Annotated in this window: 5 protein-coding genes; 4 read left to right on the forward strand and 1 reads right to left on the reverse strand. The window is 62.5% G+C overall.

Going from position 1 to position 6,393, the window contains the following annotated elements; genetic code table 11:
- The first annotated feature begins 420 nt into the window (after positions 1–420).
- The 4 genes from BUA29_RS11490 to bcsA all read left to right on the forward strand — a co-directional run bounded on the left by BUA29_RS11490 (position 421) and on the right by bcsA (position 6,131).
- On the forward strand, positions 421–2,571 hold the full coding sequence (locus BUA29_RS11490; RefSeq protein WP_072756665.1) for an adenosylcobalamin-dependent ribonucleoside-diphosphate reductase: 2,151 nt from the start codon (positions 421–423) through the stop codon (positions 2,569–2,571).
- A 110-nt stretch (positions 2,572–2,681) separates the two neighbouring features.
- The gene (locus BUA29_RS11495; RefSeq protein WP_072756666.1) at positions 2,682–3,221 is read left to right on the forward strand and encodes a hypothetical protein; all 540 of its coding nucleotides are present in this window, start codon (positions 2,682–2,684) and stop codon (positions 3,219–3,221) included.
- A 198-nt stretch (positions 3,222–3,419) separates the two neighbouring features.
- The gene (locus BUA29_RS11500; RefSeq protein ID WP_072756667.1) at positions 3,420–4,190 is read left to right on the forward strand and encodes a TSCPD domain-containing protein; all 771 of its coding nucleotides are present in this window, start codon (positions 3,420–3,422) and stop codon (positions 4,188–4,190) included.
- Positions 4,191–4,400: 210 nt separating this feature from the next.
- Positions 4,401–6,131, forward strand: a complete 1,731-nt coding sequence (gene bcsA / locus BUA29_RS11505; RefSeq protein ID WP_084602466.1) for a UDP-forming cellulose synthase catalytic subunit — start codon at positions 4,401–4,403, stop codon at positions 6,129–6,131.
- Here the strand turns inward: bcsA and BUA29_RS11510 are convergent.
- Positions 6,082–6,393, reverse strand: a 312-nt coding sequence (locus tag BUA29_RS11510) for a transposase (protein ID WP_143148850.1), incomplete at its 5' end; no start/stop codon positions are given. The genes bcsA and BUA29_RS11510 overlap by 50 nt on opposite strands.

The following is a 6,393-nucleotide window of genomic DNA, read 5'->3' on the forward strand; positions in this document are numbered from 1 at the left end:
GCCGAGCGCCCCCACCACGCCCTCGGCCAGCGACCCCCGCTACACTTCCTGCTCCAGCACCAACCCGAGTGCCAAAGGTGGTGGACTCATACATCACGTTGACTTGCCCCGGAGGGATGACTAAGGTCTTGCCGGCCAGCCACAAGATGTTGTGGTTAGGCCCGCAAGGAATCCCAAGGGTTGGGGCGAAGGGGCGCCTGGCCGGGGTTCACGGCAGGGGGGAGGTGTCGCGCTCGGTCAGGGCTTTTGGGGCAGGTTTGCAAGCGGGTCGGCGCCAGTCGCCACCGCGGCAAACGGCCTGACCGACCCGGCAGGGCCGGCCCACCCCAGGCCAGAGCCCCCTCCGATGCCAATCGGAGCGGCGCAGTGCAGTAACAACGGCCCGCCAGCGGCGGGCGAACCGACAGGAGCGTCAGGACAGTGAGTACGGCGAGGCTGGAAGCAGTGGCAAACGAAACCCATCAGGACATCCCGATGCAGCCGGCATCGCTGGACATCTGGGACAAGAAGTACCGCCTGAAGACCAAGCAGGGGGTTGCGCTGGATGCCGACATCGACGCCACCTACCGGCGCGTCGCCAAGGCCCTGGCTGAAGTGGAAGCCACCCCCGAGCTGCGTCACTACTGGCAGGAGCGCTTCACCTGGGCGCTGCGGCGCGGCGCGATCCCGGCCGGGCGCATCACGTCCAATGCCGGTGCGCAGGAGCACAAGCCCGCCACCTCGACCATCAACTGCACCGTGTCCGGCACCATCGAGGACTCGATGGACGGCATCCTGGAGAAAGTGCACGAAGCCGGCCTGACCCTGAAAGCTGGCTGCGGCATCGGCTACGAGTTCTCCACGCTGCGTCCGAAAGGCGCGTTCGTGGCTGGCGCCGGCGCGTACACCTCCGGGCCGATGTCGTTCATGGACATCTACGACAAGATGTGCTTCACCGTCTCCTCCGCCGGCGGGCGCCGCGGTGCGCAAATGGGCACCTTCGACGTGTCGCACCCGGACGTGAAGGATTTCATCCGCGCCAAGCGCGAGGACGGGCGGCTGCGCCAGTTCAACTTAAGCCTGCTGATCACCGACGACTTCATGCGTGCGGTTGAACAGGACGCCGACTGGCCGCTGGTGTTCCCGGTCAACATCAAGGAACGCGACGACATCGACCTCAACGACCCGACCCAGGTGGTCTGGCGCGACTGGCCGACCCAACGCAACTACATCGTCAGCGAGGATGGCCGGGTGGCCTGCAAGATCTACGGCCACATCCGGGCCCGCCACCTGTGGGACATGATCATGGTCTCGACGTATGACTACGCCGAGCCGGGCTTCATCCTAATCGACCGCGTCAACGAGATGAACAACAACTGGTGGTGCGAGAACATCCGCGCCACCAACCCCTGCGGCGAGCAACCGCTGCCGCCGTATGGCGCTTGTCTGTTGGGCTCGGTCAACCTGACCAAGTTCGTCAAGAATCCCTTCACGGAACAGGCCGAGTTCGACTGGGAGGAATACCGCGAAGTGGTGCGCGTGTTCACCCGCATGCTCGACAACGTGGTCGAGATCAACGGCCTGCCGCTCAAGCAACAGCGTGACGAGATTCTGCGCAAGCGTCGCCACGGCATGGGCTTTTTGGGCCTGGGCAGCGCCATGACCATGCTGCGAATGAAATACGGCAGCCCGGAATCCTGCGCGTTCACCGAACGAGTGGCCCGCGAGATGGCGATCGCCGGCTGGGAAACGGGGCTGGAACTGGCCAAAGAAAAGGGCCCGGCGCCGATCATGGAGGAAGTCTTCACGGTCACCGCCGAGATGCTGCGCAAGCGTCCGGAGATGGTGCGCGACGGCTGGAAGGTGGGCCAGCAGATCCAGGGCAAGGTGCTGCATGCGCGCTACAGCCGGTACATGCAGCGCATTGCCGAGGTCGCCCCGGAGTTGGTCGATGCCCTGGCCGAAGTCGGCGCCCGTTTCACCCACCACACCTCGATCGCGCCGACCGGCACCATCTCGCTGTCGCTGGCCAACAACGCCAGCAACGGCATCGAGCCCAGCTTTGCCCACCACTACAGCCGCAACGTGATCCGCGAGGGCAAAAAGACCAAGGAAAAGGTGGACGTGTACAGCTACGAGCTGCTGGCCTACCGGCACCTGGTCAACCCGAAGGCGATGCCGTTCTCTGATGATCCGGACGCCAAGCTGCCGGACTATTTCATCGCTGCCGACGACATCACCCCGAAGGAACACGTGGACGTGCAGGCCGCGGCGCAGAAGTGGGTGGATTCCTCGATCTCCAAGACCGCCAACGTCCCGACCGACTACCCGTACGAGGACTTCAAAGACATCTACCGCTACGCCTACCAGCAGGGCCTGAAGGGCTGCACCACGTTCCGCTTCAATCCGGCGGCCTTCCAGGGCGTGCTGGTCAAGGAAAAGGACCTGGAAAACACCATTTACCGGTTCGAACTGGAAGACGGCACCGTGATCGAGGCAAAGGGCAACGAGCAGATCGAATACGACGGCGAACTGCACACCGCCGCCAACCTGTTCGACGCACTCAAGGAAGGGTATTACGGCAAGTTCTGACCAGGCCGCGCACGGTCTGTGTGCCGGGGCTGCCCGCCTTGCTGCACACAGGCCGTTTTCGGGTATAGGATCACTTCGCACCCACCAGCAACGCCCGTGAAGGAGGGCCCATGAGCAACGGCGAGGGAGTGACGGCAACCCTGTCGGAAGCCGTCGAAACTGCGAAAGAGAAAGTCGCGGAAGTGAGTGACGCGGTGGCCAGCAGCGCCAGTGCCACGGTCGAGAAAGTCCGCAAAGCGGCCAAGTCCGCCGAAAAGAAAGTCAAGACGGAAGTGGCCAAGGCGAAGAAGGCGGTCAAGAAGACCGTCGCCGTCGCCAAGAAGAAGCTTGCCACCGCCAGCAAGGAAGCCCGCAAGGAAGTGGAGGCGCTGAAGAAGAAGGTTGCCGGCAAGCGCACCGCCACCGCCAAGAAAACCGCGCGCAAGGCGGCAAAGACCACGGTGACCAAAAAGACCGCCGCGAAGAAAGCCGCCGCCAAAAAAGCGGCCGTGAAGAAGGCAGCGCCCCGCAAGGCTGCCTCCCGACCGGCCGCCCGCAGCGCGGCCAAAAAGGCCACGAAAGCGACCAAGTCCACCGTCGCCAAAAAGGCCGCCAGCAAAAAGACCGCCACGAAAGCGGTGAAGAAAGTGGCGAAAAAGGTCAGCCGCTGATCGCCAATCGGGAGCGCCCGCCTGGGCGCTGCCCGATCCATCAGAGGCTGCATCGGCCAGGGATGGCCGACTTGCGAACGTCGAGCCCCCTCTGCGGGGCTCGACATGGGTGGATGCGCCCAGGATGGACGTATCAGCCCGTCCCGCCCAGGCGGGGCTAGTCACCCAAACCCGCACGTCCCAGGAACACCTCCGACCATGACCATCCGGATCGACAAGAAAATCAAGGGATATTCCGTCGTCACCGCCGACGACAAGGCCAAGGAAAGCGCCCAGCCCCCTGCCGCCGACGCCGCGGCCGGTGCGCCTGTCAGCAACGTGATCCAGATGCACGAGCGCATCGAGCGCCCGGAGGTGCTGGTCGGCAGCACCTACAAGATCAAATCGCCGCTGGTGGAACACGCCATGTACGTGACCATCAACGACATCGTGCTCAACGCCGGCACCGAGCACGAACAGCGCCGCCCGTTCGAGATCTTCATCAACTCCAAGTCGATGGAGCACTTCCAATGGATCGTGGCGCTCACCCGGATCATGTCGGCGGTGTTCCGCAAGGGCGGCGACGTCACCTTCCTGGTCGAGGAAATGAAAGCCGTGTTCGACCCACGCGGCGGCTACTTCAAGGCCGGCGGCGTCTATATGCCGTCGCTGGTGGCCGAGCTGGGCTGCATCGTCGAGGATCACCTGAAGTCGATCGGCCTGCTGCATGACCCGGAACTGAGCCCGGAACAGCGCGCCCTGATTGCAGAAAAGCGCCGCCTGTTCGAACAGCATTCAAAAAAAAACGCTGACGCCGGCGTGACCGACGCCAGCAGCACGGCCTCACATCCCGACGACATCGCGGTGACCGGCGAAGGGGCGTCGTTCCCGCCGTCGGCCAGCATGTGCCACAAGTGTTCGACCAAGGCGCTGGTGCTGCTGGATGGCTGTGCCACCTGCCTCAACTGCGGCTACAGCAAGTGCGGGTGAGGCCGTCTGGCCTCACTTGCGCAGCGCACCGATTCGCCTGCACCTATAGCGCCTGCCGAGCCATGCTCGTCATCGAGACCTGGCGTAAAAAGGCACCAGGCGGATTGACGTCCTGCCCTGTGCAAAGCATCTGGCATCCACTATCATCCACCCCGACGCAAAATCGCCCCGCAACTGAAAGCGGGAGGACGTCGCTTCAGGGGGCAGGTGGTGGTTGTAAATCCAGAAACAGCAAATAAGCGCCGCCTCCACGCCGATGCTTTACTGACCTTCGTTTGGGCGGCACTGGCAATTGGCTGGCTTTATCTGGCCTGGATACCGGTACGCACCGAAAGCCAGGCATGGCTAGCGTATGGAGCGCTGACCGCCATGCTGCTGCTCAAGCGACCGGGGCAACGCTACGCATGGCTGCGGCTGCTGTTTCTCGCCCTGGCGGCGCTGCTGACCGCGCGGTATTTTGTCTGGCGGGTGACCGAGACACTGACGTACGAAGGCCTAGCCTCGTTTATCGCAGCACTGGCGCTCTTCGCGGCCGAATTGTACGGCGGCGTGATCTACGGTTTGGGGTTATTCGTCAATCTGCTTCCGCTTGACCGCGCCAGCCCGCCGCTGCCCGCGGATAAAACGCTGTGGCCGAGCGTGGACGTTTTTGTCCCCTCATACAATGAAGACCCGGAGATCCTGGAGACCACGCTGATCGCCGCGGCCAATATGCGCTACGCGCCGGGCAAGCTCAAGGTCTATTTGCTCGACGACGGTGGCACCGAGCAGAAGCGCAACGATCCCGACTCGATCAAGGCCGCCGCAGCACAGCAACGCCACGAAACGCTGCAGGCGCTGTGCAACCGTATCGGCGTGCATTATCTTACCCGCGCCCACAATGTCAACGCCAAGGCTGGCAATATCAACGCTGCATTGCCGCATACCCGCGGCGATCTGATTGTGATTTTCGATGCCGACCACGTGCCTACGGTCGATTTTCTCGAACGCACTGTCGGGGCTTTTATCGCCGACCCCAAGCTGTTTCTGGTGCAGACTCCGCACTTTTTCATCAACCCCGACCCGGTCGAGCACAATCTGCGCATCTTCGGCCAGATCCCCAGTGAAAATGAAATGTTCTATGCCGTCATCCAGCGTGGACTGGACTTCTGGGAGGCCTCGTTTTTCTGCGGCTCGGCTGCGGTGTTGCGCCGCGCCGCACTGATGGAGGTGGGCGGCGTGTCGGGCCAGTCGATCACCGAGGACGCTGAAACTGCGCTGTCACTGCATGCCCGCGGCTGGAAAAGCGCGTATATCAATCGTCCGATGATCGCTGGGTTGCAGCCAGAAACCTACAGCGGCTTCATCACCCAGCGGGTTCGCTGGGCGCAGGGCATGTTGCAGATCCTACTGCTGAAAAACCCGCTCATACAAAAAGGTCTGCACTGGTGGCAGCGACTGGCGTATTTCAACAGCGCATTTTTCTGGTTCTTTGCCTTTGCGCGTGTGATTTTTGTGTTGGCGCCCTCGGCATTCCTGATTTTAGGATTGCACATCTATAACGCCAATCTGCCGCAGTTTTTCGCCTATGCACTGCCACATGTGCTGGCTGCGGTGATCGTCTCGGACTTTCTGTTTGGACGCGTGCGCTGGGCGTTCGTTTCCGAGCTGTACGAACTGACGCAATCGATCTACACACTCTCCGGCCTGATCCGCGTGCTCAAAAGCCCGCGCTCGCCAAGTTTTATTGTTACGCCAAAGGGCGAGCAACGGAGCGAAGATTTCCTCTCGGAGCTCGCCCGCCCGTTTTACCTGCTCTACTCTCTGACGTTGCTCTCATTAGGGTTTGGCGTATGGCGTTGGTTTGCAGAGCCCCTCACTCGGGCTCAATCGCGATTCCAGTGGAAACGGTTCATGTCTGATGGGGAGCATGGAGCCAAGGGTGACGGGGTAGATGCCTGAGCTTGGCGCACAGCAGGTAGCTGATGGCGATCAGGTTGGCGTCAGTGCGATAGCCCTTGGCGCGGGCCTTGGCGGCCTGGATCTGGGCGTTGAAGGCCTCGACCTGGCCGTTGGACAGGCCGGTGTCGAAATGCCGCAGGATGCCGGTGAGGTGGTCGCGGATGGTGGCACCGAGCTTCTTGAAGGGCGTCAGCCGACACCGTCGTGCCCAAGAGACCCACTTTCGGAGCAGCGGTTCGGCGGTGGGGCGATCCGATGCCAT

Source organism: Thermomonas hydrothermalis (genome assembly GCF_900129205.1).
In the GTDB taxonomy this organism is placed as follows: domain Bacteria; phylum Pseudomonadota; class Gammaproteobacteria; order Xanthomonadales; family Xanthomonadaceae; genus Thermomonas; species Thermomonas hydrothermalis.